Source organism: Nitrosospira sp. TNL300, assembly GCF_055385915.1.
Genome location: NZ_AP041005.1, coordinates 183,319 through 206,661 on the forward strand (window position 1 = coordinate 183,319; position 23,343 = coordinate 206,661).

The window sequence follows — 23,343 nt, forward strand, 5'->3', positions numbered from 1 at the left end:
ATAAGCGGAAACGGGTTCACGACGAAAATTTGTCCACGAGGTTACAAAACATAAGTTTGCGCTTCATAAACCTCATCCGGAGAACACTGTTAAAAGTTACGTTATTGACATTGTGTTAAAAGCTCCTATTGAGAATGGATTAATAGAGGAGGATCAATATGAGTGATTCCAAAGCAGAGAAGGTCATGTCATACGAAGGGTTTCAAGGTACTGCCGAAGTTAGTTTAGAGGATAACTGTTTATTCGGTCGCATCCTTCACATTGACGATATCGTTACTTATGAAGCTGATTCTCCAAAAGAATTGAGGAGAGCGTTTGAAGAAGCCGTTGATGATTATCTTGATTTTTGTAAAAGCCATGGGCATGTCCCAGATAAACCATACAAAGGAACGTTTAACGTCAGAGTCGGCCCGTCACTCCACAAACAGCTAGCCTTGTTTGCCAAAAAACGAGGCATTGCACTGAATGAACTGGTAAAAGAAGCACTTAAGGAAAAGGTAGGAGCTGATAATAAGAGTTCTAATCCCGTTGTTCACAACCCCCAATATCGGATATCGTCCACTGTTCGATAGAACGTAAAGTTCCTCGGTCTCAGCCTGTAAAAGGCGAAGTTAAAACTGAGCTATCCGTTGATATCGAAATTGATAATAGGCCGAGAATGTATTCTCGGCCTATTAGCGTTGTTTCGCAGGCCCTACTCTGTTTCAGGCAAACCCGGCAGCTTCAGTTGCGACAACTCAGCCGCTGAGTACCACTCTTTGACGGTGCTCACAGCCCAACCTCATTAATTTTGTGGCGCGTCATACCTGGGTTAAACTGCGGCTTTCCCAATCCACAAATAACAACAGGAGCCGCACCATGAAAGAGGAAACCGTTATTGAATTGCTCAAACTGGCGACAAGTCTTAGCTGCGCTACGATCAGCCAGAATCACTACCGTACTGCTAACACCCACATCAACACCCCAGACGTGGAGGCGGTAATGTTTGATTGCGTGACAGCTCTGACGCAGGCTTACCGTATCTTGGCTGACTAGTAATCTGCTCAACCGTCTGTTGCCGATGCTGACGTGATAGGCCACTATCAATGCCTCTTCCGGACCATAAAAGTTTTTAGCGGGGAATATGTTTTCCATTGTTTCAGGCAACTTATTCGCCAAAATTAATGTTTGTTTTGGAGTTAACTCATTGCGTTGACTCACCTCATCTCTCCTATGACTTGGATTGCTCTTGCATTCACTTCATCAGCGAGATAATTAGGGAGTCGAAGGGGGCGGCGATGAAGGCCACTTCTGTAAATTCTCCATCAACTTCTTAAGTTGCTTGACCTTCTCAGCCCATTCATCGCGCTGCCTCTCCAGCTTGTTCAACTCGACATACCAAGCCTCGGCGCCCACGGATACGTGGGCACCAAGCTTGTTTGCGCATAGATTGATCAAGCTGAAATTGCCAACGACCATATCGAAGGCGATGGATGTATCCAGAGGAGGGATGTGATCCTCACGTGATTCTGCCGTGTAAGCGTCCAGTAACCGCCGCCACCTTGGAGCGGTCATGCTCGGCAAGAGCACCGCCCACCGTTCGGGCGATCTCCGCCCGGCAGAAGAGACTCCCGTGAGACTTCGGAGCAGGCTGGAAGGGTAGTGTGGCGGGGATGCAGAATGTAGCTGCTATCGTTTCAAATTAATCGCAAAATTCATCAGTTTTTTGTCGTTTTTTGTTATTTTGTCTCAAATGGAGAAAACGGCCTGAAATCCTCGTGAACCCCTTATTTGTGCGGTTTTTCGCGGCGTTTTTTCTTTCCCTTAATGTCTCAAATCAAACACCTCCCACATTTATGCGAGCGTGTATAAAGGACGCAAACGACATTATTGGGGCGGCTGTGGAGCGACTTGTACCCAGTCACTGGGACAATCCTTGACATAGGGGTAATAACCTTCCGATTCCCGGCAATAATACCAATAGCCGGATTGTGGCTGAACCATGTTTTGCGTGTCATTTTGTTCTGGAAGGTTTTGTTGAATGTATACTGGCGGTGCTGCAGGTACAGGCACCGCCGGTGGATATGGATACACGGGCGGATATGGATAATAAGGCGGTCCATAAATTGGAATGCCATAACCAAGGCCATATCCTAATCCTAGCCCTAGCCCATATCCTCCAAATCCAAATCCCAGGCCGTAACCGTAGCCACGATAGAAACCGCGGGGCCCCCGGTAGTAACCGAATCCGCCCCCGCGATAGCGGCCGACTCCACCGCCTCGATAATAACCGACTCCTCCGCCAAAATGCTCCCCACCCCCATAATGCATTCCTCCGCCGTGCGCCCATCCCCCGCCCCCGATGTGCCCGCCGCCTCCAAAATGCATTCCTCCGCCTCCCATATGTCCGCCGCCACCAAATCCTCCACCTCCATGTCCTCCCCCGCCACCTCCGCGCGCCCATACTGAAACGCCAGGGATCAACCCAAGCATGAGAAGGACAGCGCACATCAATTTAATCTTCTTCATACAGGTCTCGGTCCCTATCGGTCCTTATCGCAGGCTTGACTTGATCCAGATTTTTTATGGGCAAACTAACGCAACCAGAATCCGCCGACTTTTTTGTCCTTCAGGGCCATGAAAATAAGAACATCGTCATTTTCGTCCTTGAATACCAGCTTCCAGACATATACGTCGAATCCCTGCTGATGCAGTGTGGTCAGGAATGTCGTGGTGTAGCCTTGCTTGAGGCGCGAGGCGAGGGATTGGTTGATGCTGCTGAGCATCTCCTTTGTCATCCCGGCTTGAAATGCTTCATCTCCTGGCGCCACAAAATCGGCCAGTGAGTTAGTCAGAATAGCTGAAATCATGTTTTTCATGGTTGCTTCAACGGGCTGTGGCGCCTGTGCCGGTTGCGGCGCTTGCGCAAGCACTGCGGGAGAGGTGAATGCCAGAAAAAATATGATAGAAATGAGCAGGCGGTTTGCAGAGGACGTCAAAAGAGGCAGATGCATAAGATTGATTCTCCATCGAGAAAAATAGAGGAGCCTAGAGAGGGCGCGGCAGGCGCAGTTCTTGTAGCCAGTTCCGGGTAGCCGCTGGATGTATATTTTCTCTGCCGATTCCCGAGGGCGCAGAGATGGAGAGAGCAGTTTCCCTTTTCTCTTTACCCATTTTCACGTGTCGTTCCATGTATTTGTTGCCATGAGGAGTCTCCCATCAGCACCTGGAAGGTAGCGTACAATTTCCAAAAACAGGTTAAATTCGGGAAGCCCGATAATCTGTGCGGAATCCCACTCAGAGGAGCCTTTATAATGCTCATACCGACTTTTTGAAGTTACCCGCGGAGCAACCGCACGTGTCTCTCATGGCTGGCACAGGTTGCAACGTTCAATGGAAAGGTTTAATGGAAAAGTCATAGGCATGGCAGAGCGATACACTGACTGTTCCGACCCTTAAAGCGGCAACACAGAATACGCCGGGTCAGATCGATGCACCCCGAGCACGTCCCGCCCTGCGGCAGATCGAAGCAGCTAGCGGCTCGATGATTGCGCATTTGCTATCTTCTTGTTACCTGCATGGAACAGGTGGTAGAGCATGAAGGCAACAATTGCCAGATTCAGCGTCAAGGCGCCAAGGCTAAGCCAGGTAACACGTTCATACAATTCGAAAAGCTCAAAAGGCACGTAAATTGCGCCACTTGCAGCCGCGAACCATTGGGCCCAGCGCCTTGCACGCCAGAGCCCGTACGCTTCGATGAATCGTGCCAGCGAGTAGACGCCAGCACCAGCCGCGATCAGCAATAAGCGGGTGCTTGTGAGCTGATTGGCAATATCAATAAAGATGTGAGGATAACGGGAGGCTGGATTCAGGTGAGTGCGCGCCAGCAGGTGCTCGGCAGCTTGCTGAATGTCGTGATGTACCAGGGAGAACAAATCAAATCCAACCAGCAATACCAGAGCACCTTTGGCGGCTTCAAAAACTGCGACTGTGCGTAATGCACTGCATAATTTCATAAGCGATAGTGAAATGTCGTATCGAGCCACAGCGGTAGCTATATCACCTTGTCAATTTACAGCAGCGCAACCAGCCCGACGAGTCAAGCCTTCAATTTCCGAATCGCGGTAAAATATCTGGCCAGCGACCCAGGCTTCAGAGTTTAAGTGGCCGCCAGTAGTTTTCACGTTAGCGCAACGTAATCCAATGCCGGTTTCAGCAGCTTTCTCTTCCTGGTTTCGTTGAGCGTTCAGTTCTGAGAGCGATCGACAACTCAATGTTTTCCAACCTGCCTCATTTCGTAGTCCTGGATCTCGAAACGACCGGAGATTCGCCCTTGCACGACCGTATCACGGAGGTCGCTCTCGTGCGCTTCGAAAACGGAATTGAAACTGATCGCTGGGAAACACTGGTTAATCCAGGAGTCAGTATTCCGCCTTTCATTTCCCGTCTGACCGGCATTACCAATGAAATGGTGAAAGACGCACCTGCGTTCGATGAGATCGCTCACAAGTTGTACGGCTATATTGAAGGAGCGGTGCTGGCAGCGCATAACGTGCGGTTCGATCATGGTTTCCTCAAGAGTGAATTCAGGCGTCTTGACGCTGTACTCCGGCAGAAGGTGATGTGTACAATGAAGCTTTCCCGACGGCTCTATCCGGAGCATAGAAGCCACGGTCTTGATGCCATCATGCAGCGTCATTCGCTTGTAACCCACAACCGGCATCGTGCCATGGGGGATGTGAATCTGCTGATGGCCTATCTCGAGTTGGCTAAACGCGAATTAGGGGAGAAGCAGGTTCTGGGCGAAGTTGCCGCCTTGCTGAAAGGGCCGAGCCTGCCAGTTGGCCTGGATGCCGCCTTTTTAGATGAGATTCCGGATAGTGCGGGCGTATATCTCTTCTACGGCGAAAACAATCTGCCGCTCTATATCGGCAAAAGCGTCACGCTCCGCTCGCGTGTCATGTCGCACTTCAGCGGCGATCATTCATCCAGCAAGGCAATGCGTATCGGCCAGCAGGTAAACCGCGTGGAATGGATAGAAACGGCAGGCGAGTTGGGCGCCCTGCTGCTGGAATCGAGCCTGATCAAGGAACGCCAGCCGATCCATAACCGGCGTTTACGTTCGACCCGCACCTTGTTCTCACTGAGCCTGGCAGGTGGACCTGATCAAGTTCCCTTGATAAACATCGTAACGGAAGATGACATTGATCCGGCGAGATTCGACCATCTCTTCGGCTTCTTTCGCTCGAAAAAGGCAGCCATGGATGCGCTTCGCAAGATCGCCCTCGACAACAGATTGTGCCCGCGTGTGATTGGAGTCGAAGGTGCCGGTGCCCAGGGGGCTCGTGCTGGGAGCGCCTGTTTTGCCCATCAGATCAAACGTTGTGATGGGGTCTGCGCCGGCAAGGAATCGGCAGATCTCCACTATCTGCGTCTCAAACAGGCGCTGATCCCGCTTCGCCTGAAACCTTGGCCCTATCCCGGCAGAATTGGCTTTCGTGAATTTAATGAGGTTTCCGGACGCAGCCAACTTCATGTGTTTGACAAGTGGTGTCACCTCGGCACTGTGCAGAACGGCGAAGAGCTTGAGGATCTTTTACAGGCGCGCTCATCCCTGAGCTTTGACCTGGATGTATATAATCTCTTGCAGAAGAGCCTGAGAAAGAGCTCGGCAATAATTTCCCTGGAATCTATTACGTAAGCGGCCAGCATCCCAAGGCTACAATCACCGGCGTTCGTCTGGCTCGGCGGTGTATGCACTTCGATTCTTCCGGGAGTCTTGCCGAGTTGGGCCTTGATTCTCGCCCCATCCGGGAATCCGCCGATGCGATAAACTGGCTTCGCCAGGTGGGAGAACTGCGTGGATAGGGAGTTTTGCACTCCATGGCAGTCCACGGCGCGCTGTTACCCCTTGCACTGATTCGCTGCAAGGAGGAATAGTAGGCGGGGTTCTGTCGGCGAAAGGAGTTGTAACCTACTCCGCGACTCCCTGCGGAAACCCTCTCAACGCAAACGCAGCCAAGCCGTAGATCGCTACCGCCAACAAGATCACGAAGGCGAACCCCAGGTGAATAGCCAGTAAAGTGGCAAGTACCGCTCCCACGACGGAGGCGAAGCCGTTGATTGCCCAAGCCCAGGGGATCGCCTCGTGTGCAGTGAAAGCTAACCTCATCGTTCCGGTGGGAAAGGGCATGCCCATGCAAAACGCAAGCGGCGCGATCAACGCTACCGAAATAGCGATTTTTGCCGGATCGGATAAATGGATCAGCGTATCAAACAGGCTGGGCAGGATAGCGAGATAGAGCAGTGCAAGGACTCCTATTGCCATTACTGCAACAGTCAGATGTCCACTCCTTCGAAACCGCTTTTGCAAGCGCCCGGCGAGCCAGCTTCCCACGCCGGCAAATACCAGAAATGCGCACAATACGACGGCGATCGCATATAACGGGTGAGCGAGAAACAGTATAAATTTCTGGATGAACGCAATTTCCATGAACATGAAAGCCAGGCCGATGGCAAGGAAGTACAAAGCGACTTGCGCAGGAGGCAGTGCTCGACGTGCCTTTGATGCCAGGAGGGGTGCCAGAATGAGAACAGCGCTCGCAACGAACGCCTGGATCAGCGTTGCCACCAGCAGTGGATAGCTCCAATCCAGAAGCGGCATGCCTCCCTGTTCCCGCAGGGCGAGCAGTTCGCGCAGTGAATCCCACTTGAAGAAACGGAAAAAAAAAGGCTGGTTGTCGGTGGCGGGCTCAATAAAGAATTTATACCGGTCGATAAAGGCTTGGCGGTCCCCACCCAGCAATGCGGTTGCTCCCTCGAAGAAGTAGGGCTGCACCAGCACGTTGTAGCGATTTGCTTCCTCAGGTCGCATTTCCGGGTAATAGGCTGTATCGAATGAGCGCTCGCGGCAGAATTTCCTGATCGCTTCGATCTCCGCCATCGTGAAATTGCTGTTCTTCATAAGCAGCGTGACCGTTTTCCAACCCCTTATCATTACAAGGCGCGCTCCTGGATCGTCTACGCCGCTTCGCTCCAGTGCGGTTATTGCTGTCGCGAACAATTTCAGGGTATCTCGCGGTGGTAAGGTCAGCCAGCGCGTAATGGCCAGCACTCCGCCCGGCGTCAGCCTTCTCAGATAGGTTTGAAACGCTTCCACGGTATAAAGGTAGTTTTCACTCAGGCCGTAAACACCCGCGGCGGCAACACCAAACGAATCCAGCAGGGCGACCTGAACCAGATCGTAGCGGCTGCGAGTTGCGTTAACAAAGTCGCGCGCTTCCGCCGCGTGTATATGCACTTGGGGCAATGTGTAAATATCTCCCCCAAAGTTATGGAAGCGCTCCTCGACGAGATTGATGACGTTGCGGTCGAGTTCTACCGCATCGATCCTGATCGCGCCATGGTAGAGGGCCTGCAAAACGTCGCTGCCCGCCCCTGCTCCCAACACCAGCACACGCGGGCCTGCGTGAGGCCGCTGCAGCACATGGTAAGGTAGCGCCGAGGTAAGCTGGTCGAGATAGGATAGTGGCTCACGTCGGCCATCAAAGCGCGTCAGCACGGATGGGCCGTTTCCATCCACGAATATGCCCAACTGATCCGGCGGTTCTTCCAGCGCGTTCAGGCTCATGCCGGGCGCATAACGGAAAGGAACGCGCGGGCTTTCCACGACCGCAATCTGTCCCAGTGGACTGGAACGTTCCTCGACCACCTGCGCGCCCTTAATATTCAGGGCTTGACTCAAATCCTTGTAAGGGGAAGGATGCACACGGAACCAGCCGGGGGGAATTGCCACCAATACCAGGAAAGCCAGTCCGAGAAGGACAACCCACAGCCAGCCGGGTCGTATCCTCATTTCGACTGTGGCGATAGCGGCAGCAATTAGGGCCAGCGCGGCGAGGACGATAAGCAGGTTGTGTGGTGGTATAAGAAACAGCATGCCGATAACACACACGCTGCCTATTCCCGCCCCCATAATATCGAAGGCGTAGATGCGCCCAGCCTGCTGTCCAAAATGCGACAGGATGAGGCCGATACCTGTTCCCGCGCAGAAGAAGGGCAGCATCATGAGCAGATAAATGGAGAGCAGGCGCGTCAACTGGAATGGATCCCATAGCAGTTCGAGGGGGTTGAACGGGACTTCCTGCGCCAGCAGAAACGCCGCGGGCATGAGAAAAGCGAGGCCGATGGCGGCCGCGAGATAGATAGGGCCTATGTACCCGGCAATTTTTTCTCGTGACAGTGTGAGAGCCGTGCCACTCGCTCCGTAGCCCAGCATCGCCGCGCTGATGATCATGTAGGCAAAATGGTGCCACAGCACGATGCTGAACAAGCGCGTGAGCAATACCTCATATGCCAGTACGCAGGCGGAGAGCAGTCCGATGGCAATAAAGGGCGGACGCGGCAAGGGCATGATGATCAATGCCCGCCCCTGAGCGGAACGAAACGAACCGGGACAATTTGACGGGTGGTAACTGAACCGTCCGGCTGTTTCTCCACCAGCATCAGGTACTGGGTCATGAAAGGTGCGCCCAATGGCACCACCATGCGTCCGCCGGGCTTCAGCTGCTTGAGCAGAGGAGGAGGCACATGACTGGCGGCAGCCGTTACCAGGATGGCATCAAACGGCGCCGCTTCTGGCCAGCCGTAATAACCATCCCCTATGCGGGTCTTCACATTGTCGTAGCCCAGCGATTGAAATCTTCGCGCAGCTTCGTTTCCCAGAGGTTCGATGATTTCAATGGTATAGACCGATTTTGCGATCTCCGCCAGGACAGCAGCCTGATAACCCGAGCCTGTGCCGATCTCAAGAACCTTGTCGTCTTTCTTGAGCTTCAACAGGTCGGTCATCCGCGCGACGATGAGGGGTTGTGAGATTGTCTGTCCGTGGCCGATCGGGAGTGGATGATTGCGATACGCAAATATGGAGAGCCAGGCAGGTACGAAGCGATGACGCTCCACTTTTTCCATTGCCGCTACAATACTTGCTCCGGGAGGGGAATTACCGGATGCGGCAATCACTTCCCTCACCATTTTCTGGCGCAAGGCCTCATATTCCGCAGCTGACAGCGGAATAACACAACCGAAATAAATCAATGCGCCGAAAGCGGCTGCCGCAAACTGCCGGTTCATCAATTCATTAAAGCAAATTTGCGGCAACCTGCTGAAATGCGCCGCTTTACTCGCTGCGGCGCATTGCTTGGCTCAGGGTATATCAGGACTGGCAGACGGTTCGATGATAAGGTCTATCAAAAACTAAAAACCTTATCCTGTCGAGGTGGAGGCGCAGGGGGAGTAATCATGGCAATTTGCTATTGCACAGGCTGGGGTGCGACTTGCAGCCATCCACTTGGGCAGTTTTTCACGTAAGGATAGTAGCCTTCCGGGTTCCGGCAATAATGCCAGTAGTTTGAGGCCTGAGCCTGCGGCGGTACTTGCGCGACCCCTTGCTGGATATAGACAGGCGGAGCAGCGGGAACCGAGACGACAGGCGCATACCCATAACCGGGTGCATACCCCGCCGGAGGGTAACTGTAGGCAGGTGGATACGAGGGGCTGCGAGCATAGGAACTCAGGCCGTAACCCAGCAGGCCCAGCCCCAGACCGATCCCGACTCCATAGCCCCAACCCCCACCTCCGCCGTGGCGATGATGCCCATGATGGTGGTGCCCATGATGATGGCCATGACCATGTCCATGCCCTCTGCCGGCCCACGCAGGACTCAAGGGAGCTGCGATGAACAGCATGAGTGCAAAGCACCCCAATTTTATTTTTGTCATGAAGATCTCCATTCCAAAGTAGTAATTAACGAAGAGCCGAGCCTCAACTATTCAACCTGCAGAAGGTATAACGCGCCACTTTCGAATTGGTTGTCTTGCGGTTACAGAAAATTCACAAAAATTTCACAATATTCTCTCTGACAGTAAACGGACGAGGTAGTATCACGTTATTGGAGAGTGCAGGAGGAGCAACCAGAGTTATTTATCAGATAGCTGGTCTGTAACACTGTACTTAAGTCCAATAGCTATCACGGCAACACACGAAGATAATCGCCACGAGTGAGATGTAAATTCAGTTCAAACAATTTCAACAAGAGGGAATGAATATGCGGATTTTGGCAATATTGCTAGCGGCGGCAATTGCGTACGCAAACCCGGTACTGGCACGGAACGGCGGCGGGAAGCACGAAGGGCATCAAACGGGAGGGGGAACTGAACATGCAAACTCCGGAGGAATGGCATCCGAGCACATGGGCCAGCACGGCATGGAGAACTCGAACGCGCAATGGTCGACAGGAGCAGCACGCGGACAGGATCGTGCCGACCGGAGACACCGGGATGGTCAGGGAAACGGGCATGAAACGGGCGATGGAGATCACGCCGGAAAAGGCAAGCATTCCGGTCATCATGATCATGAGGACAGCGACAAGGGCAAGAAGGATAAATCCAATAAAGAACACAAGGGCCACAGCAACCACGACAACCACAGCGGGCACAAAGGCCATGGCAAGGGCACGGATTACTAGGAATCGCTCTTAGGCGCCCTTAGACGCCCTTAGATGCCCTTGGATGTCCTTAGGCGGCAGGAAAGACCTGGAGCAGCAGCAGAAAAAGAACTTTTTGGAAGGAAATGTGATGTCGAACGAAGCGGTTAACTATTGGAAGTTTGCAACGATTGGAATATTGCTGGTAGGCGCAAGCGTTGCATCAACTCTGTTCATCACGGGACGCGATTCCGATTCCAAGCCTGAGCCCGTGGCTCCTGTGGCCCAGGCTGAGGCGGCTTCCCCTGCCGGCGAAACTCCGGTTTCCGAGGCAGAGAAAAAGCCTCTTGCTTCAGTCCCCGAACCAGCCCCACTCGCCCAAGCCGCACCTGAGCCTCCAAAACGCATCAGAGTAACGCAATCGAACCAGAATACCGCAGCTGCGGTTTCGCCTCCCCCGTCCTATGCTCCCCCGGCGGCATATTCCCCCCAGCCGGTACGTTCGTCCTACCCGTCTCAGTCCGTCATGAATGAATGCAACCGCTATGCAAGCGAGCAGGTGAACAGCAAAGCCGAAGAAGTGCTCAAGAATGCAGCCCTCGGCGCAGCGCTAGGGGCGGCTGTAGGCGCTGCAGGTGGAGCGATCGCCGGGGGTGGAAAAGGGGCCGGCAAGGGCGCTGCGATTGGCAGTATAACAGGCGTTGCCGGGGGAACGCTTTATGGCCTCAATGAGACTAAATCACATGATGGGCAGTATCAGGCTGCTTACTCTTCCTGCATGCGCGCTAAGGGGTATTAAGGCTTGAATTGCAATCGTTAAACGAATGCTTCAAGAATGCCGTTGGTCGCCGGATGATTTGCCTTGGTTTTTGGGTGCTCGATGTCGTTGATGGGCAGGCTCTGAGTATCTCGGTGGTCAAGATGCGGATCAAGCCCATGCCTTGCTAAGAAAGGTAGCATCGATCACCGAGCAGATCGGTAATGGACGTCTTCCCGGTATGGAGCTTGGCCGAGCCTGGCCGAGTTTGGCTTGGGCCACTTGAAGTAGGTATTGATGAAGGTCTGCTGATAGAATCTGCCAACGCCCTTGATCGTGACTGCATAGAAATTGTCCTGACTGTCAAGATAGCCAGGGTGAGCGGAATTAAACCAGAATAACAAGACGACGAAGTAGCGTGCGCTACACTCAACTGATGACGATGTATTTATTTGGACTGGTTTTGTTGGTTATTTCTGTTTCTTTCCCCCTGGTTTCACGAAGCCAGGATAATACGCTGAACAACCCTCACCCAGGGCCAGGATGGAAAGTTGTGGCGACAACTGAAAAGGAGGTCTTTTTTGTCCATATGCCGAGCATCAGGAGGCACGGCAATACTGTGGATGTTTGGGAAATGTCCGACTTCCCTAATACCAGGACCCCCTCCAAGTCGACCAAGTTTCTATACAGATACAATTGCAAAAATAGGTCATATTACGCCAGGCAAAGCACGCACTATTCGCAGTATGGAGGTAGGGGAGATATCATGTCCTCCTCAATAGAGGAAGGGCCAGTAACGAAGGTGATAGCAGGCACTATAGGGGAGACAGTGCTGGAGCTGGTGTGTAGGAAGTAGTGTCCTCCTGCGAGGCTATATGGAGTAGGGGAATTCGATAAACCTGCTCCAGGATGAACTTATAGGAAGTGCAGCCTTTTTGTAAGTGAGTTGCGCTTGAAAGGACATGCCGCGATGAAGAAAAAACTTGTTCTCATTCTTGCGGCAATACTCCTCTCTACTGAAAGAATGTATCTGCGGCCCGAGCAACTTCCCTTCAAAGTAATGATGGCCTCGGCGATCATTGTGCTCTCAAGCCTTGTTGCCTTGCCTCTTTCAGCCGCTGCCTCTGCCGATGAAATAATACGAGCAAAAGCAGTCAGTATTGTTGATGGTGACTCGATCAGCGCTGTTATAAATCAGGAGCTGGTAAGGGTACGCCTGGCAGGGGTAGACGCCCCGGAAGGAAATCAGCCATTTGCTATTGATTCCAGGCAATCCCTCCATGACTTATGCTTCTGGGTAGAAGCAGAACTCAGTTCGATAAGCAAAGATTACTATGGGCGCATGTTGGCAAAGGTTAAGTGCAATGGAGTGAATGTTAACGCCGAGCAGGTACGGCGGGGAATGGCATGGGTAGCAGACCAATCGGTGGAGGACAAGGAACTCGTTCAGCTCCAGGAAGAAGCGCGCGCTGCAAAACGAGGATTGTGGTCATATGAATCACCCGTTCCACCCTGGGAATGGCATTCGCGGGGGTGGCATTCTCAGCGGATCTGGTCTGGCCCTTCAATGGAAAAATGAGGATATAAGAAAATCCAGGAAACGTATCGTCCACTGCCCCACACTTTCATCCTCAGTCTCGTGAAGGAACACTGCTGATACGGACCCTGTCTCCGTTTGAAATTCCATCCGGTGGATTTTCGATAATACGGTCATCGGGCTTCAAACCTGCGCTGAGTTCAACGAGCTTGCCCAAATCACGCATGATCATGACAGGTTTCAGTACAACTCTGTCATCAAGGCCAATCGTTGCCACACTTAAACCTGCTTTGTTGAATATCAGAGCGCTTGCCGGTACGCTCATCGTAGGCCTATTATCAGATAGCTTGAAATTCACATTTGCAAATCCACCTGGAAGTAACTCTCCCCTCGCATTATCGATCTGGATTTGTATCTGGGTCGCACTAGACACATTATTGACAGCTTGTGCCGATGCAGCAACAGCAGCAGTATAGGTTTTGCCCGGATGCTCCGGCACAGTGATAGTTACCTTGGTGCCGGGGGAGATGTCGGGTACGTAAACCTGCGGCACATTGACATATACACGCAACATTGTTGTACTCGACACCTCGAAAAGCTCTTGCCCTGCTCCACTGCCGCTGTTTATGAGTGCGCCGATGTCTGTTAGCCGGGCAGTGATGAGCCCGTCAAACGGCGCAACGATACGCGCAAAAGATTTCAATACTTGCAGGCCCTTCACATTTGCATGAGCAGCATTAACCAATGCTTGCTTGGTCATGAAATCCCCTGTTCTTTCCGTGGCTGCCTGTTTTGAAACATAGCCGGAATTCAATAATGCTTCCCATCGTTCCGCGGTAGTCTTTGCAAGCGATGCGGTCGCCTCTAAACTGGCAAGATCAGCCTTTGCCTGTAACAACTGCTGATCGAGGTCTGGCGTCTCGATCTCGGCGAGTAATTGCCCGGCCTTCACCTGAGTCCCGATATCTGCTTTCCAGCTTTTCAGATAGCCATTCACGCGTGCATATAGGATTGCGCGGGAATATGGCTGCAGGCGGCCAGGTAAATCAAGGGATGTAGTATTTTCCTGCATGCCGGGTGTGATGACTGCGACAACGGGAATTGCCTGCTCACTGGTCCAGCTGCGCAGCTGCTTGCTTGCAGAGACACGACTGATAAGACCAATTGTAACTATAGCAACGATGATGATTATCGCAGCTATACCAAAAACATGGAGTCTTCGAGTTGAGATCCGGCGCCCGGAAGAGTCAGGTAGCATCGGCTTCTGGGGTGTCGAAAGTGGCAGGTATGGGTTTCCTGGCATGCCGTTCATGTATAACGCTAAAAACGACAGGAATGAAGATCAGCGTTGCTACTGTGGCAAAAACCAGGCCTCCAATCACAGCCCGGCCAAGCGGGGCATTCTGCTCACCGCCCTCGCCAAGACCTAACGCCATAGGTAGCATCCCTATGACCATCGCAAGAGCGGTCATCAGGACTGGCCGACAACGCACGAAGCCGGCTTCCAGCGCAGCTGCAGTAGCGTCTCCAATCGCATTTAACCGCTCCCGCGCGAAACTGATCATCAGCACGCTATTCGAGGTTGCTACACCCATGCACATGATTGCGCCGGTTAAAGCTGGCACCGAGATTGGAGTGTGCGTAATGAACAGCATCCATACGATTCCAGCGAGCGCAGCAGGCAATGCGGTGATGATAACGAATGGATCAGTCCAGGACTGGAAGTTCACAACGATCAGCAGATAGATAAATACGATTGCGCCAAGCAAACCGAACAACAATCCGGAGAAAGCACTTTCCATGGTTTTTACCTGGCCAAGCAGTAAGATTTTTGACCCTTTTGGCACCTCACCTGCGGTATCGGCAAGGATGCGACGAAGGTCGCGTGCCACGGCACCGAGATCTCTTCCTTGCGTCGTCGCATGAATTTGCACCATCGGTTGAATATCATATTGGCTGACCAATGCATTACCGCTGGTGCGCGTGAAACTGGCAAGCCCGCCAAGCACTTGTGAATTGCCCTCATTACCCCCGATTGGAATGCCCGCAAGAGCGGCGAGTGTGTCGAGGCGATACTGCGGTGTTTGCATCACTATCGGATATTGCACGCCGTTCTGGGGATTTAGCCAGAAAGTAGGCACCACTTGACTGCTACCAGCGAGATTGGCCACCAAACTATTCGTGACATCCCGCATGGTAATTCCCATTTCCTGCGCACGAGTTCGGTCAACGTCTACGTTAAAAACAGGTCTCCTGCGGGACTGCTGGATACGAACATCAACAACGCCAGAAATTGCTCTGATCTTGGGCAGCAACAATCCGGCATAGTCAAAATTTGCTTCCAGGTCGGCGCCGCGTATCTGCAGGTCGATGGGCGCAGGCGAACCGAAATTCAGGATTTGGCTCACGATATCAGCCGGGGGGAATGAAAATGTCACCCCTGGAAACTGGCGTGGCAACTCTTCGCGCAGCTTGCGCACATAATCTTCAGTACGTTGATGCCCTGGATTCAAGGCAATCTGGATATCCCCATCCTGAGTACCCATCACTCCCGTGTTGTTGTAGGTCAAGTTGATGCTACTCGGAGGAAGACCGATATTGTCCACCATTACGTCTATTTCATGGGGTGGAATAATTTCCCGGATGGATTTCTGAATCTGAGCAAGTTGATTGGCACTCTCCTCCACACGAGTGCCAACCGGGGTACGCACATGCATCAGAATCTGGCCGCTGTCCACCGCGGGAAAGAAATTTTCCCCTAAAAAGGGTACCAACAAAAAAGAAGCAAGCACGAATATGAGAAATATACTTATGAACGGGTACCGATGTGCTAGCGTAAATTCAAGATATTCACGGTAACGGTCTCGAAAATATTCAAAGCGTGCTTCGAAGCGGCGCTGAAAATGTACTAGTGGATTGCGTGATGATTGGCTCTCGTCCCAGGATGAATGCGGATGCAATAAATACTTGGACATGGTTGGGACAAGAGTACGAGAGAGAATGAAAGACCACGCAACTGAAAACATGACTGCCATTGCCATTGGTACGAATAGAAAGCGCGCAACTCCTTCCAGAAAGAACATCGGCACAAAAACGATACAGATACACAATAAGGACACGAAAGCCGGTGTTGCGATCTGCGCAGCTCCATCCATGATCGCTTCCTCAACTTCCTTCCCCTGTTCCAGATGTAGATTAATACTCTCGATGGTCACGGTTGCATCATCGACAAGTATGCCAACGGCAAGGGCAAGTCCACCAAGTGTCATGATGTTGATTGTTTCTCCCAAGGCTGCAAGGCAGATGATGGCACCGAGAATGGATAAGGGAATCGACACCGCCACGATTAGGGTTGAACGCCAGCTGCCGAGAAACAACAATATCATGACGCTTGTTAGTACCGCCGCGATGGCACCTTCCAGCACAACCCCATTGATTGCCGCGCGTACAAAAAACGATTGGTCATTGATGGGCTTGACCTCTAGATTCTCCGGCAGGGCAGGTTTTATTTCATCCAACTTGGCACGGATGCCAGCAACGATGGCAAGCGTGGATGTCATGCCGTTTTTCAATATGGTCATTACTACCGAGCGCGTACCATCGACATGCACGATATTTGTCTGGGGCGCATTGCCGTCACGAATATGGGCCACGTCGCGAATATAAATTGTTGCGTTGTTGACAACCTTGATCGGCAGATTCCCGAGATCCCCGATTGCAGTGGCTGCATTGTTCAGTTGAACCGTATATTCAAATACATCTATTTTCTGTGTACCTATCGGTGTAACCAGGTTTTGTGCGGCAAGTGCATTTCCCACATCCTGTGCGCTCAATCCGCGCGCCTGCAATGCTTCCTGATCGAGATCGATCTGTATCTGACGAGTTTTTCCACCGTAGGGATACGGAATCGCAGCGCCAGGCACGGTCACCAGATGCAAGCGGACGGTGTTCAGGGCAAGATCAGCGAGAGCCTGTTCGGACATGCCCTTGCCGGATAGCGCGAGCTGAAGGATGGGGACTGTCGAGGCGTTATAGTTGAGAATCAGTGGAGGTACCGTGCCTTGCGGCATCAGACGCACCACGGTCTGCGAGATGGCCGTAACCTGGGCATTGGCGACTGCTATGTCTACGCCAGGATGAAAAAAGATTTTGACAATGCCGGAGCCAGCATATGAATTTGCTTCGATATGCTCGATGTCGTTGACCGTCGTCGTCAATGAGCGCTGAGCTACTGTCGTAATACGCGCGGCCATTTCGTCGGGCGGCAAGCCAGTGTACTGCCATACAACCGCAATTACCGGAATACGAATATCTGGAAAAATATCGGTTGGAGTCCGAAAGACTGTTAGCGTCCCCAGAATCAGGATGAGAAGTGCCAGTACGATGAATGTATACGGACGCCGTAAGGCAACCCGGACAATCTCGATCATGCGGCCACTCTTAAACTAAAAGTCGCACTATTGATTATCCCTGCACATCTTGCTTCTCTTATCCGAACTTTTTTCTTGCCTTGATGACTTGTTCAAAGTTTTTCCATCGAAGGAAGCTCCCAAAACAAGGATGCCAGGGGCAGCGTCGTGGATCGAAGCCGCAGAAGAATGGTGTACACCTTGGTGTCCCCGCTAATGGGTATTACGGATCGTTTCGATCGCTTGTACGACTGACTCGATGTCTTGCTCCGTGTTATAGGCATGAACGGAAGCGCGTACAACCTCGCATAAGCCACGTGCCTGCATATCCAGCATTGTCGAGTGGAAGGTCGATGTGGAGACATTGATACGCCTTGGCTGCTCGGCGAGCAGGCACCTGATCTCCTTCGACCCGTACCCGTCCAAAGTAAACGTGACAATTCCGGGTTTGATGACACCACTATCCCAAATCGTGACGCCGTCGATCAGCGCCAACTGGTCACGCAGAAGCCTGGCGAGCTGTTGAATGCGGACCCAGAGGTAGTCGACGCCAAGCATGAGCGCATACTCAATTGCAGCGCCCATGCCAAGTTTGGCAGCAACATTGTATTCCCAGTTTTCAAAACGCCGCGCATCCCCGCGTACTTTAAATTGGTTGGGTGTTTGTAGCGTCGCCGCATGTAAATCGAGAAACACGGGCTCAAGCTCCTGGCACAAGTTTTGTTCAACGTAAAGAAAACCCATGCCTCGTGGCCCGCGCAGATACTTGCGGCTCGTCGCCGAGAGCATGTGACACCCCAGCTGCTGTACGTCCAGCGGCAACTGACCCACGGCTTGGCAAGCATCGAGCAAAAACCATACCCCCGCTGCCCGGGCTGCTGCGCCGATTGCTTCAACGGGTTGCACCGGACCACCGTTTGTTGCGATGATGGGTAAGGAAATGAGTTTGACGCGTGGGTCGGCCAACATGTCGTGGAGCGCACTGACTGAAACTTGACCGTACTCATCGTTCGGGATGATCCTGATCTGGATACCGCGCTGCCGTTTCAACTGCAGGTAGGGAATATAATTGCCAGCATACTCGGTCGCCGCGGTCAGAATCACATCGCCGCTCACCAGTGGCAGCGAGTAAAACGCCATGTGCCATGCCCGAGTCGCGCTTTCCATAACTGCAATCTCCTCGGCCTGCGCGTTGAGGAGACGTCCGACTGAGTCATAGACATTTTCCAGGCGCTCGCTCGCTGCTTCCGCTGCCTCGTATCCTCCAACGAACGCTTCCTGTTGCATGTGCTGGGCGACGGTATCGAGAACGATACGAGGCATGAGCGCAGCGCCGGCATTATTCAAATGGATGACATTGCCGGCACCCGGCGTGTCGGCAAGGAGCTGCTCTAGATTAAGCATGAGATTGTCAACCGGTTTCCACGTCTTTAGTTACTGCCTCCCCTGACAATAACGACAATGAGAGGTTGCAGGTGGGAAACGGTGACAAAAACCGGTGACGGGTGGTTTTTGGCGGATAGAGATCTTCCATCTGCGCACGGCGCACGATTTCCTGTGGCGTGACGAGATAGCCAGCGCGCATGGCGTCCACTTCGACCTGGCTATAGTCCAACAGCACGCATGGAACAAACTTGAGCTTGAGCAGACGCGCAGCGGCAACCCGATGATGCCCATCCATGATCGTGAGACTACGTCGCTCAAGCGTGACCGGAATATGCCAGATTCGATCATTCTGCAGCGTGTCGGCTAGGGCAGCTGCGTGTTGCGGATCGTGGAGTTCGCTAGGACGAATCCAGCTGATTGGAACGAGTTGAATTGAAAGTATGCGCAACATAGCTACCCCTTTCTGTTTCTTCGTTCATGATCACTGCTTAACCGGGTAAAGCTACGCCATCGACGATAACGTGACTGATACCCTTCGAGCAGCATTCAATGCGAGCTTCTATTCCGTACACCTCTTGCAGCATCGCGACAGTAATGACATCCGCGCAAGTACCGCTCTTCCATGCCTTACCCGCAGCGAGCACCAGTACCTGGTCGGAAAAATGCAATGCCTGGTTGAGATCGTGCATGGCGATGAAAACAATCATTCCCTGCTCTCTAGCCAGGGTGCGCATAAAGCCGAGCACCTGTACCTGCCGATGTAGATCAAGGGCACTGGTCGGCTCATCCATGAGCAGAATTTCAGGCTCGCGTGCGAGCGTCTGTGCAATTGCAACCAACTGGCGCTGCCCGCCAGAGAGCTCCTCCAGGTTACGAAATGCGAGCTCCGCGATGCCTAGCGTTGCGAGAGCTTGATCGACCTGTGCCAGATCTGTCTCTTGCACCGACCAGGATGCGTGCTGCTTGCGTGCTAGCAGTATGGATTCATAGACAGTGAGTCGAGCGCTCGCCGTCGTTTCCTGCGGCATGTAGCAAATACCCTCGGTTCCTTTACGCGAACCGTCGAGCAGCACCCTGCCGGGTCCTTTGATCAGCCCGGTTATACGCTTGAACAGTGTCGACTTTCCGGCCGCGTTGGGACCGATGACCGCAATCACCTCGCCCCCTGAAAAGACGGGTGTACTGATCCCGGAGACGATCAGTCCTCGACCATAACCCGCACCGATATCCTCCAATCGCAGCCTCACCATGAGCGCCTCTTGCCTAGAATCAATGCGATAAAAAACGGTACGCCGATCAGTGACGTGACGATGCCGATCGGAAAAATGGCGCCCGGGATCAGGGTTTTGCTGACGATCGAGCTCAGCGACAGCAGCAGGGCGCCGGACAGCAGTGATGCCGGCAGAAAGAAGCGTTGGTCTTCACCGATCAGCATGCGGGCAATATGGGGACCGACCAGGCCGACGAATCCTATCGTGCCGACGAAGGCCACGGGGAAGGCCGCAAGCAGGCTCACCATTATCAATGTTTGCAGCCGCAGCCGCGGCACATCGATGCCGAAGCTTGCTGCCTTGTCCTCGCCCAGGCGCAGTGCAGTCAGCGCCCAGGCGCGGTGCACGAAGATCGGTAGCATAGCCAGAATCACCAAGCAGGTGATGGCAAGCTTTGGCCATGTGGCCTTGGTAAGGCTGCCCATAGTCCAGAATACGACGGCGGCGACTGCTTGCTCACTCGCGAAGTACTGTGTGAGTGCCAACAGCGCATTGAAAGTGAAGACCAGGGCGATGCCGAGCAGTACCATCGTTTCGGCGGTTACGCCGTGCCGCCGGCTAAGCAAATGAATCAAGAACGCAGCCAGCATCGCCATGACGAACGCGTTCAGCGGCACGACATATTCGGCCACGATACCCGGGAGCACTTTGAAGCCGAAAGCGATCCCCAAGGCGGCGCCGAAGCTCGCGGCTGCCGAGATGCCAAGCGTGAATGGACTTGCCAGCGGATTGTTGAGGATGGTCTGCATTTGCGCACCGGCGAGCGACAGTGCCGCTCCCACTGCCACAGCCATCAGAGCTACGGGCAGGCGAATGTCCCACATCACAACCCGCACTTGTGCAGACGCGCTATCCGGCCACAGCAGCGCTTGGATAATTTCATCAAGGTCATAGCGTGCCGGCCCGAGCGCAAGATCGAGCAGGACACTGCCCAGCAACAGAATGACGAGGAGTCCGAGCAGCCACTGTTTGCGTCGCACGAGGGTGCGATAGGTGTGACGCTGTCCTGCTTCCGACACGTGAGTCGCGCTCGTCATTAGCCGCTCCTGTCCAGCGTCGCAAAATAGCCCGGCTGGTAAGCGATCGGCAGGAATCGCTCATGCAATTCGCGAAAGGATGCTTCGGGATCGAGATGGGCAAAAAGTTCTGGATGAAACCACTTGGCAAACTGCTGGATCGCCACGAACTGGTATGGGTTGTTGTAGAACTGATGCCAGATCGCATGAAATGCGTGATCCTTGTTCGCAGTGATGTCGGTGTAAGCTGGCCGCTTCGTATAAAACGCGAGCTTGCGCACTGCTTCGCCTGGATCGGTCCCTGGCCCTACCCCAATCCAGTTTCCGCCCGGAACATAGGCCTCCCAATTGGCGCTGGTGACGACGACATGATCGGGATTGGCGGCGATAATCTGCTCCGGGTTCAACTGCCCGAAGGTCCCGAGGATGCTGTCCTTGGCGATATTGCGCCCCCCGGCGAGCTCGACGAATTTGCCGAAATTCTCATTGCCGAAGCTGAGACAACAGTCGGTAGTGTAACCACCGATACGCTCGATGAATACCTTCGGCCGTGCCGGTTGATGGGCAGCGATGACGTCCGTGACTTGCTTGATCTGCTCGTTCCGAAATGCAATGAGCTGTTCCGCACGCGCCTCCTTGCCGAAGAGCTTGCCAAAGAGGCGCAAGGTAGGTTCGGTGTTTTCCATCGGGGCATGACGGAAGTCGACATACACCACCGGAATGCCGAGCGCCGAGAGCTTCTCGATATAGTGGGCATCATCTATGGCACGTTGCGCTTCGATATTCAGAAAAATGACGTCGGGCTTCAGCGTGATTGCTTGCTCGATTTCGAACGTGCCATCCTCAAAGCCGCCGAAGGTGGGAATGTCCGCGATCTTCGGAAACTTCCGACGGTACAACGCGTACGTGTCCGGATCGGCCTCGATCAGATCTTTGCGCCAGCCGATAATGCGCCCAATCGGGTTTTCCGTGTCGAGCGCCGCGACTATATATAGTAACCGGCCTTCCCCCAGCATGACGCGTTGGACCGGTGTATGTATCTCCACCTGGCGTCCGAGCAGATCGGTCACTGTGATGGTATCGGGGGACGGTGTCACTGCCCCTGCCGCTGTTCCTTTGGACTGGTTTAAAACAATGAGAAGTACGGCCAGGAGGCAAACCGATATAAAGGTAATCAGCACACCGGCCTGTCGACGTTGAAATGTCATCGTAAAGACTCCCGAAAAGAAATACTCGGATTCCTTCCTATTGCCGTGGCGCCATTTTGGGCTGGGCCGCAACTTGGCCCCGCCTCATGGTTAAAACGAAGATCATCGCCAGGGCGTATGAAAAAGAAACGAAGAAGTACGTGTATTGCAACCCCGCGGTTTGCATCAACCAGCCGCCTAAGGCGATGCCGGTGATCGACGAGAACTGTGCGGTGCTTTGAGCGATGCCGAGAATATAACCTTGCTGGAGGCTGCCGGCTGCCTTTGAGATCAGTGACATCAGCACCGGCGTCGTGGCGCCGAGCAGGATCCCCCAAACAAAATGAATCGCGACGAACACGCCGATGCTATGCGTGATGCCGGCAACCGCCATCAATGTCGAGCAGGCAAGGACGATGTAGATCATGCGGCCCAGCGCGTCGGATAACGTTTTTTTCTCGAAGCGTCTTGCCCACAACGAAGCCGACACGACAAAGCCCGCGGCAAGCAAGCCATAACACAAGCCCACGACCCAGTTGTCCACTTGAAAGACAGCGCGAACATAAAGGGCGAATGGTGTCTGAGTCAGCATGCGGCTCATGAGCAGTATGCCAGTGATGAGCAGCAAGCCCAAGATCGGTGATGAACGCCAGGGGGGTAACGAACCGGCACTCACCGGCGCATTGGTAGGCGGTGTGGGCTGCGTTGCCGGCAATGCGACCTTCGATGGCGGCACATTGGGCAAACTCAACGCGGCGGCAGCAGCACAGATCGCGCACAAGATGGCGGCGACGATATTGATCCAGAAAAATGCCGCGTGATCGAGGATCAAGCCTCCGGCGATGGCGCCGAACAGTGATCCCACATTAGTCGACACCTGCAAATAGGCGAACAGGCGAGCCCGCCGGGAGGGGGATTCGATACTGACGCCATAGGCCTGGGCAGGCGCGATGTATCCAGCGCAGGCACCCTGCATGAAGCGTAGCACCAGGATCATCCATACATCGGACGCGTAGGCCAGCGCCAACTGGGTCAATGACAGGCCCAGCAAGGCGCGGATCATCATCAGCTTGTGCCCGAACTGATCGCCGATTCGGCCCCAGAAGGCACTCGTTAGCATGATGCCGAGCATCGGCCCGACGTAAACTGCGATGCCGGCAAAGCCGAACAGCGAATCGGATGAACTGAGCGCCTTCAGGTAAATGGGCCAGAAAGGACCGCTCATCTCCATGGCTCCCATGGAAACCAGTTGAATGGCAAACAGAATGTGGATCAGGCGCGACGCAGGGCTCACCACGTCAGCTACATTAGACATTAG

22 protein-coding genes and 1 pseudogene are annotated in these 23,343 nt (G+C 53.5%); 6 read left to right on the forward strand and 17 right to left on the reverse strand.

What is annotated here, in order from left to right:
- Positions 1 to 158 precede the first annotated feature (158 nt).
- The gene (locus ACZ5BW_RS00875) at positions 159 to 572 is read left to right on the forward strand and encodes a type II toxin-antitoxin system HicB family antitoxin (RefSeq protein WP_464541599.1); all 414 of its coding nucleotides are present in this window, start codon (positions 159 to 161) and stop codon (positions 570 to 572) included.
- 196 nt (positions 573 to 768) lie between these two features.
- Here ACZ5BW_RS00875 and ACZ5BW_RS00880 read toward each other — a convergent pair whose 3' ends face one another.
- The 5 genes from ACZ5BW_RS00880 to ACZ5BW_RS00900 all read right to left on the reverse strand — a co-directional run bounded on the left by ACZ5BW_RS00880 (position 769) and on the right by ACZ5BW_RS00900 (position 3,995).
- The gene (locus tag ACZ5BW_RS00880) at positions 769 to 1,200 is read right to left on the reverse strand and encodes a hypothetical protein (RefSeq protein ID WP_464541601.1); all 432 of its coding nucleotides are present in this window, start codon (positions 1,198 to 1,200) and stop codon (positions 769 to 771) included.
- A gap of 54 nt (positions 1,201 to 1,254) precedes the next feature.
- On the reverse strand, positions 1,255 to 1,554 hold the full coding sequence (locus tag ACZ5BW_RS00885; RefSeq protein WP_464541603.1) for a hypothetical protein: 300 nt from the start codon (positions 1,552 to 1,554) through the stop codon (positions 1,255 to 1,257).
- Between the two features lie 312 nt (positions 1,555 to 1,866).
- Complete coding sequence (locus ACZ5BW_RS00890; RefSeq protein ID WP_464541605.1) at positions 1,867 to 2,508, reverse strand: hypothetical protein; 642 nt, start codon at positions 2,506 to 2,508, stop codon at positions 1,867 to 1,869.
- 65 nt (positions 2,509 to 2,573) lie between these two features.
- Complete coding sequence (locus tag ACZ5BW_RS00895; RefSeq protein WP_464541607.1) at positions 2,574 to 2,993, reverse strand: hypothetical protein; 420 nt, start codon at positions 2,991 to 2,993, stop codon at positions 2,574 to 2,576.
- A gap of 519 nt (positions 2,994 to 3,512) precedes the next feature.
- Positions 3,513 to 3,995, reverse strand: a complete 483-nt coding sequence (locus tag ACZ5BW_RS00900) for a DUF2127 domain-containing protein (protein WP_464541609.1) — start codon at positions 3,993 to 3,995, stop codon at positions 3,513 to 3,515.
- 257 nt (positions 3,996 to 4,252) lie between these two features.
- On the opposite strand from ACZ5BW_RS00900, the gene ACZ5BW_RS00905 reads away from it, so the two are divergent.
- Positions 4,253 to 5,680: an exonuclease domain-containing protein gene (locus ACZ5BW_RS00905; protein ID WP_464541611.1), complete on the forward strand. Its 1,428-nt coding sequence runs from the start codon at positions 4,253 to 4,255 to the stop codon at positions 5,678 to 5,680.
- Between the two features lie 273 nt (positions 5,681 to 5,953).
- Here the strand turns inward: ACZ5BW_RS00905 and ACZ5BW_RS00910 are convergent, their stop codons facing one another.
- From ACZ5BW_RS00910 to ACZ5BW_RS00920, 3 genes are all read right to left on the reverse strand, one after another.
- Positions 5,954 to 8,392: a spermine/spermidine synthase domain-containing protein gene (locus ACZ5BW_RS00910; RefSeq protein ID WP_464541613.1), complete on the reverse strand. Its 2,439-nt coding sequence runs from the start codon at positions 8,390 to 8,392 to the stop codon at positions 5,954 to 5,956.
- Positions 8,393 to 8,397: 5 nt separating this feature from the next.
- Complete coding sequence (locus ACZ5BW_RS00915; protein ID WP_464541615.1) at positions 8,398 to 9,111, reverse strand: protein-L-isoaspartate(D-aspartate) O-methyltransferase; 714 nt, start codon at positions 9,109 to 9,111, stop codon at positions 8,398 to 8,400.
- Between the two features lie 179 nt (positions 9,112 to 9,290).
- Positions 9,291 to 9,758, reverse strand: coding sequence for a hypothetical protein (locus ACZ5BW_RS00920; protein WP_464541617.1), 468 nt, complete (start codon positions 9,756 to 9,758; stop codon positions 9,291 to 9,293).
- A 320-nt stretch (positions 9,759 to 10,078) separates the two neighbouring features.
- Between ACZ5BW_RS00920 and ACZ5BW_RS00925 the strand changes: the two genes are divergently transcribed.
- Positions 10,079 to 10,504, forward strand: a complete 426-nt coding sequence (locus tag ACZ5BW_RS00925; RefSeq protein WP_464541619.1) for a hypothetical protein — start codon at positions 10,079 to 10,081, stop codon at positions 10,502 to 10,504.
- Positions 10,505 to 10,613: 109 nt separating this feature from the next.
- A complete protein-coding gene (locus ACZ5BW_RS00930) occupies positions 10,614 to 11,261 on the forward strand; it encodes a hypothetical protein (protein ID WP_464541621.1) in 648 nt (215 codons plus the stop codon).
- Positions 11,262 to 11,284: 23 nt separating this feature from the next.
- Here ACZ5BW_RS00930 and ACZ5BW_RS00935 read toward each other — a convergent pair.
- Positions 11,285 to 11,605 (reverse strand): annotated as a pseudogene (locus ACZ5BW_RS00935) (IS481 family transposase); the annotation flags it as partial.
- Between the two features lie 203 nt (positions 11,606 to 11,808).
- On the opposite strand from ACZ5BW_RS00935, the gene ACZ5BW_RS00940 reads away from it, so the two are divergent.
- On the forward strand, positions 11,809 to 12,075 hold the full coding sequence (locus ACZ5BW_RS00940; RefSeq protein ID WP_464543744.1) for a surface-adhesin E family protein: 267 nt from the start codon (positions 11,809 to 11,811) through the stop codon (positions 12,073 to 12,075).
- Positions 12,076 to 12,189: 114 nt separating this feature from the next.
- Positions 12,190 to 12,798, forward strand: a complete 609-nt coding sequence (locus ACZ5BW_RS00945; RefSeq protein ID WP_464541623.1) for a thermonuclease family protein — start codon at positions 12,190 to 12,192, stop codon at positions 12,796 to 12,798.
- 52 nt (positions 12,799 to 12,850) lie between these two features.
- Here ACZ5BW_RS00945 and ACZ5BW_RS00950 read toward each other — a convergent pair whose 3' ends face one another.
- From ACZ5BW_RS00950 to ACZ5BW_RS00985, 8 genes are all read right to left on the reverse strand, one after another.
- Positions 12,851 to 14,014 carry an efflux RND transporter periplasmic adaptor subunit gene (locus tag ACZ5BW_RS00950; protein WP_464541625.1) on the reverse strand — a complete coding sequence of 388 codons (1,164 nt, stop codon included), beginning with the start codon at positions 14,012 to 14,014 and terminating at the stop codon, positions 12,851 to 12,853.
- Complete coding sequence (locus tag ACZ5BW_RS00955) at positions 14,004 to 17,186, reverse strand: efflux RND transporter permease subunit (protein WP_464541627.1); 3,183 nt, start codon at positions 17,184 to 17,186, stop codon at positions 14,004 to 14,006. The genes ACZ5BW_RS00950 and ACZ5BW_RS00955 overlap by 11 nt, the downstream gene beginning before the upstream one ends.
- Before the next feature lie 192 nt (positions 17,187 to 17,378).
- Complete coding sequence (locus ACZ5BW_RS00960) at positions 17,379 to 18,569, reverse strand: aminotransferase class V-fold PLP-dependent enzyme (protein ID WP_464541629.1); 1,191 nt, start codon at positions 18,567 to 18,569, stop codon at positions 17,379 to 17,381.
- Positions 18,570 to 18,576: 7 nt separating this feature from the next.
- On the reverse strand, positions 18,577 to 19,002 hold the full coding sequence (locus ACZ5BW_RS00965; protein ID WP_464541631.1) for a hypothetical protein: 426 nt from the start codon (positions 19,000 to 19,002) through the stop codon (positions 18,577 to 18,579).
- 37 nt (positions 19,003 to 19,039) lie between these two features.
- Positions 19,040 to 19,801 (reverse strand): ABC transporter ATP-binding protein, encoded by a 762-nt coding sequence (locus ACZ5BW_RS00970; protein ID WP_464541633.1) that lies wholly within the window; start codon positions 19,799 to 19,801, stop codon positions 19,040 to 19,042.
- Positions 19,795 to 20,859, reverse strand: coding sequence for a FecCD family ABC transporter permease (locus ACZ5BW_RS00975; protein ID WP_464541635.1), 1,065 nt, complete (start codon positions 20,857 to 20,859; stop codon positions 19,795 to 19,797). Before ACZ5BW_RS00975 ends, ACZ5BW_RS00970 begins: the two co-directional genes overlap by 7 nt.
- Complete coding sequence (locus ACZ5BW_RS00980) at positions 20,859 to 22,046, reverse strand: ABC transporter substrate-binding protein (RefSeq protein WP_464541637.1); 1,188 nt, start codon at positions 22,044 to 22,046, stop codon at positions 20,859 to 20,861. Before ACZ5BW_RS00980 ends, ACZ5BW_RS00975 begins: the two co-directional genes overlap by 1 nt.
- Before the next feature lie 37 nt (positions 22,047 to 22,083).
- Complete coding sequence (locus tag ACZ5BW_RS00985) at positions 22,084 to 23,340, reverse strand: MFS transporter (protein ID WP_464541639.1); 1,257 nt, start codon at positions 23,338 to 23,340, stop codon at positions 22,084 to 22,086.
- Between the last annotated feature and the right edge of the window lie 3 nt (positions 23,341 to 23,343).

Excerpts from the sequence above, each read along its gene's own strand:
- ACZ5BW_RS00925 (WP_464541619.1), top strand. The coding sequence starts at position 10,079 with ATGAATATGCGGATTTTGGCAATATTGCTAGCGGCGGCAATTGCGTAC.
- ACZ5BW_RS00895 (WP_464541607.1), bottom strand. The coding sequence starts at position 2,993 with ATGCATCTGCCTCTTTTGACGTCCTCTGCAAACCGCCTGCTCATTTCT.
- ACZ5BW_RS00940 (WP_464543744.1), top strand. The coding sequence starts at position 11,809 with ATGCCGAGCATCAGGAGGCACGGCAATACTGTGGATGTTTGGGAAATG.
- ACZ5BW_RS00955 (WP_464541627.1), bottom strand. The coding sequence starts at position 17,186 with ATGATCGAGATTGTCCGGGTTGCCTTACGGCGTCCGTATACATTCATC.
- ACZ5BW_RS00905 (WP_464541611.1), top strand. The coding sequence starts at position 4,253 with ATGTTTTCCAACCTGCCTCATTTCGTAGTCCTGGATCTCGAAACGACC.
- ACZ5BW_RS00960 (WP_464541629.1), bottom strand. The coding sequence starts at position 18,569 with ATGCTTAATCTAGAGCAGCTCCTTGCCGACACGCCGGGTGCCGGCAAT.
- ACZ5BW_RS00980 (WP_464541637.1), bottom strand. The coding sequence starts at position 22,046 with ATGACATTTCAACGTCGACAGGCCGGTGTGCTGATTACCTTTATATCG.
- ACZ5BW_RS00950 (WP_464541625.1), bottom strand. The coding sequence starts at position 14,014 with ATGCTACCTGACTCTTCCGGGCGCCGGATCTCAACTCGAAGACTCCAT.
- ACZ5BW_RS00945 (WP_464541623.1), top strand. The coding sequence starts at position 12,190 with ATGAAGAAAAAACTTGTTCTCATTCTTGCGGCAATACTCCTCTCTACT.
- ACZ5BW_RS00920 (WP_464541617.1), bottom strand. The coding sequence starts at position 9,758 with ATGACAAAAATAAAATTGGGGTGCTTTGCACTCATGCTGTTCATCGCA.
- ACZ5BW_RS00915 (WP_464541615.1), bottom strand. The coding sequence starts at position 9,111 with ATGAACCGGCAGTTTGCGGCAGCCGCTTTCGGCGCATTGATTTATTTC.
- ACZ5BW_RS00965 (WP_464541631.1), bottom strand. The coding sequence starts at position 19,002 with ATGTTGCGCATACTTTCAATTCAACTCGTTCCAATCAGCTGGATTCGT.
- ACZ5BW_RS00975 (WP_464541635.1), bottom strand. The coding sequence starts at position 20,859 with ATGACGAGCGCGACTCACGTGTCGGAAGCAGGACAGCGTCACACCTAT.
- ACZ5BW_RS00970 (WP_464541633.1), bottom strand. The coding sequence starts at position 19,801 with ATGGTGAGGCTGCGATTGGAGGATATCGGTGCGGGTTATGGTCGAGGA.
- ACZ5BW_RS00885 (WP_464541603.1), bottom strand. The coding sequence starts at position 1,554 with ATGACCGCTCCAAGGTGGCGGCGGTTACTGGACGCTTACACGGCAGAA.
- ACZ5BW_RS00985 (WP_464541639.1), bottom strand. The coding sequence starts at position 23,340 with ATGTCTAATGTAGCTGACGTGGTGAGCCCTGCGTCGCGCCTGATCCAC.
- ACZ5BW_RS00890 (WP_464541605.1), bottom strand. The coding sequence starts at position 2,508 with ATGAAGAAGATTAAATTGATGTGCGCTGTCCTTCTCATGCTTGGGTTG.
- ACZ5BW_RS00910 (WP_464541613.1), bottom strand. The coding sequence starts at position 8,392 with ATGCCCTTGCCGCGTCCGCCCTTTATTGCCATCGGACTGCTCTCCGCC.
- ACZ5BW_RS00930 (WP_464541621.1), top strand. The coding sequence starts at position 10,614 with ATGTCGAACGAAGCGGTTAACTATTGGAAGTTTGCAACGATTGGAATA.
- ACZ5BW_RS00875 (WP_464541599.1), top strand. The coding sequence starts at position 159 with ATGAGTGATTCCAAAGCAGAGAAGGTCATGTCATACGAAGGGTTTCAA.
- ACZ5BW_RS00900 (WP_464541609.1), bottom strand. The coding sequence starts at position 3,995 with ATGAAATTATGCAGTGCATTACGCACAGTCGCAGTTTTTGAAGCCGCC.